Below are 3,610 nucleotides of genomic sequence, written 5' to 3' on the forward strand. Positions count from 1 at the left end.
TTTCTAAGCTGCCTATTCGGCAGTTAAGTAGACTTAGTTTTGGGTAAGCTGCTGGAGGGCTGGAGGTTAGATGGGCTTTGTGCGCTCAGGCCCAAGTTTTGAAGCGATTCATAAGTCTTTGACTGTCAAAGAGCATAAAAAGCACCCAAAATTTGGGTCAAATTTGGCTGGGCGGAATCCCTCTAGAACCAAGGTACTGTGGCGCAAGTGCTCAGCCCGTAAGTGTTGAATGTGCCGGAAACCGGATCAGGCTGTGTACTTCCCATCGCAATATACAGACAGAATGACTGGCCCGTACTGCGGCTGTGCATTTTAACATAGGGCAGAGTGGGGCGCTGCTCTACGTCTTCTGAAATCAACTCCTTAACGGATTGTTCCGACTCACCTGTCCTGCGCATACGGCGGCGGCGCAGACGCTCTACATTCGTTTTAAACTGTTTCCTCTGTATGGCACGGTGCGGCGCGTCTTCCGGTGCTTCTGCGATAGCTTTGATACGCACATAGTCACGCACCCCTTTGAGCCAGTCAGCCTGCTGTAACTGCTGTAGCGCAGTCGCCTCTCCATGCAAGCGCAAAACAGTGCCCAAGGTCTTGGGCGTTACACTGTATTCAGGAAAGCTGATACCAATGCTGTCGATACGATCGCGTACCAGTGCCAGGTGGAATTTCTCAAACAGTGCCCCCATGATATGGGGCGCACTGGTTTCCGGATCGGAAATGACCTGGATATCAATATAATGCGTAGTCATGGGATTAATCGGCCTTTCCAAACACGCCCCCACGAACCAAGACTGCCATGACGTAGTGCTGCTGCTCTGATGCAGGGGCCTGATCTTTGGTGATCCAGTTATCCAGCAAGTTGTAGAAATCCTGTTTGTCTTTAGGCTGGCGCCAGGCCTTGCCCTGTACCGTCACAGAACCGTAGGGCTCAACCGCAATGGGGCCGTTTTCTTCCGCCCCAGCATACCAGGTATCAATCGTACGCAGGGCATTGCCAATCTTTTGTGAATGAATGCCCGCCACGTTGTTTACGTGGTAAAGTGTTTTACTTTTATCGCCGCGCCCACGTTCTAAAATCAGCTCTTGCGATGGAAATACTTCCTGTCCCGCGCCGGTTCGGACAAAGGCAGTAATCTCCAGCAGGACATGTTGACTGCCTGTCAGCCCTGCATTGATCAAATCAGCCAGCTCGACTACTGATTGTGCCTTGGCTGACTCAGCGAGGTCACGCAATGAGTGATCAAGCGCATCAAATGTCCACTGGGCTGCGGGCTTTCCTTCCTTGAGGTGTGCCACCCGGATGCTGATATCCTCGGCTCCAATACGGTTGCGCCATAGGAAACGACCATTCGCCAGATTCGCGGCATAGCGTCGTGCCAGCTCAATAAAACTGTGTTCCTTCACATATCCCGCAACCGTTGCCGTGAGCTTCTTGCGATAATCGATATTATTACACGCTGATGGTGTGCCAGTGCCTGCCAATACGCGTAACGTAAACTGAGCCTTCAGGGTATCGGCATCGGGAGGCAGTGTGGCTACATCTACGGTTTGTAAATTGGGCTTCTCAATCGCAGCATCCAGTTTTGCGGGATCTTGCTCACCGGCTTTGAGCCGATTGGATATTGTGCCGCGCACTGATTTTTCGTGGATAGTGACGGTGGGCCAGTTCCCAGAAGCGTTACGCTCGTCCCATTTGCCTGAGAAAAACAAGGCATCGGAGGGATCGAGTTTGCGCTCAAAGGCGAGAACGGTAGCGGTTTTTACTTCGGAGGATTTTTTGTTTTCGGACATGGGTAGCTAGAGTTAAGGGTTTGAGAAACAGTAATTGAGGAGGTAACTTTTAGTCAGGGTGAGGGCCGGTATGAATTGCGGAGCCGATAAAGTCCCCTCTCGGGGGCGTTGTCCGGCTTCCAGAGGAGTTGGTCGATGTCGCTGAGCTGGTGTGGGCCGAGCCATTGGCCTATGGAGTGCAGGCTTTCGACAAAGCGAAAAGGGGTTTCAGTGTCGCGTGCGTTATGCACTTCACTGGGGCCGTACAGTTCTGAAAGTGACCCGTAGCCAATTGGAATTGGCACAATCCAACCTGAGTGCTGAGGGCGGTCGTGCTGCCATTTTACCTTCCCGCTCGCTGACTGCTCAGCCTTGTAATTAAAGCGTGATAAATCCAGCCACGCATCTAGAAGGCTCGTATCGGATTTTACCGACTTTAGCTTCTCCCAATGGGTTTTCAGTAAATCATCGCGGCTCACCAAAGCGAAGCCGGGAAGCCATCTCCGGCGCCAGCGCTGAAAGTCACTTGTGCGCGTACTTTCTGAAATGGGTATTAGCTGTACCTCGGGCTCTGGTAATACAATACTGCCTCCGGCCACACGCATGGTGCAAATCTGTTGTGCAATCGATTTGGTGAGCTTGTCGCGAGCTTCCTGCATACTTTGCCGGAAGATATGTGATTCCTCCCCACCTTTTCCAAAGGCAGAAAAGATCAGGGTGAGCTCTAAATGAACCCGCCCCTCTTCGATAATGGCGGCTGTGTCGCCTGCTCTGTCGACCGGATTGCGCGTTAAATGAAAGGTTTTAACATAACCATCGGCTACTTGCTCCTGGTGCGAATGACAAATAACACCAAAAGCATCGAAGCCAAGATTAATCCCCGCGGCTGTCAGCCTCCGCTCCAGCGCCCACATGAAGCCTGCAAAGGCTGTGATGGACGGGAAACCATGAGTGAGCGGACTGGAAATGGCGTTTGCATTTTGAATACGCAGCCGCGGCAAAACCAGTAAGCCCTCGTCAGCAATATGGTCTACACTCATACTTTAGCCTCCACTTCTTTAGCGGGTTTTTCTTTATCTTCCCTTTTTGTGCTTGGGAACTTCTTGCATCGCTGGTGGATCTCGTGACACTGCTTGTGCAACTCACGAGCCCAGCCGGACTCGCTCTCGTCCAGTAATAATTCTTTTTTCCAGTGACGAAACTCAACGTCGCCCATAAGAAGCTTACCTTCCAACTGCCCCTTAAGCCATCCGGCAAAGCGCTCGCCAATCCGCTCGGGCCAGTCCATCCATAACCACTTCTCACGAAACTCGTATTCTTCCTCGAATGTTGCCCGATAGGGATCCAGCCATAGGCACTCCTCCTCATTGAGTTCAGTTTCGGGATTTAAACTCCAGCCGGGAGGGAAACCCTGTTGATAGCCCGATGCCAGCTGTACCAACTCGTCAATGAGTGTCGCAATATACCCATCCCGCCTATCCCGAGTTTCCATAACAGGTCGCGGACCGTCTTCCAGGAAATTACGCAGTGAATGTACCGTTTTACTTACTGTAGGAATGCGACCATAGATGCGATCAAAAATGGACGCCGTCTTGAAAAGGCCGCGTTGTTTAACCGGCTTCCAGGTTGGAGGCGCGCAGGATAATAAATAGTTAACACCTCGACGCTCGCTATTAAGTTGGGAAACCCCTTGGGGTTTGGTACTCCCCAGTTTCTGCACGGCCAGATCGGGGTAGTCGTGCACAACGGCCTCATGAAACTTGCCTTCGCGGCGAGCCCCTCGCGCCGCCTTGCTCTCCTCGCCAAAACGATCCTCTTGAATCCGATTATATACCTCGTG

Annotated in this window: 4 protein-coding genes; all 4 read right to left on the reverse strand. The window is 52.0% G+C overall.

All coding sequences use genetic code 11. From position 1 onward, the window contains the following. Positions 1 to 182: 182 nt before the first annotated feature. A complete protein-coding gene (cas6f, locus tag AXK11_RS10425) occupies positions 183 to 749 on the reverse strand; it encodes a type I-F CRISPR-associated endoribonuclease Cas6/Csy4 (protein ID WP_068631278.1) in 567 nt (188 codons plus the stop codon). 4 nt (positions 750 to 753) lie between these two features. After that, positions 754 to 1,791, reverse strand: coding sequence for a type I-F CRISPR-associated protein Csy3 (gene csy3, locus AXK11_RS10430; protein ID WP_068631279.1), 1,038 nt, complete (start codon positions 1,789 to 1,791; stop codon positions 754 to 756). A 53-nt stretch (positions 1,792 to 1,844) separates the two neighbouring features. After that, on the reverse strand, positions 1,845 to 2,810 hold the full coding sequence (csy2, locus tag AXK11_RS10435) for a type I-F CRISPR-associated protein Csy2 (RefSeq protein WP_068631281.1): 966 nt from the start codon (positions 2,808 to 2,810) through the stop codon (positions 1,845 to 1,847). After that, the coding region (csy1, locus tag AXK11_RS10440; protein WP_082781065.1) for a type I-F CRISPR-associated protein Csy1 at positions 2,807 to 3,610 on the reverse strand (804 nt) is incomplete at its 5' end. The genes csy1 and csy2, both read right to left, overlap by 4 nt.

This window comes from Cephaloticoccus primus (genome assembly GCF_001580015.1).
Classification (GTDB): domain Bacteria; phylum Verrucomicrobiota; class Verrucomicrobiia; order Opitutales; family Opitutaceae; genus Cephaloticoccus; species Cephaloticoccus primus.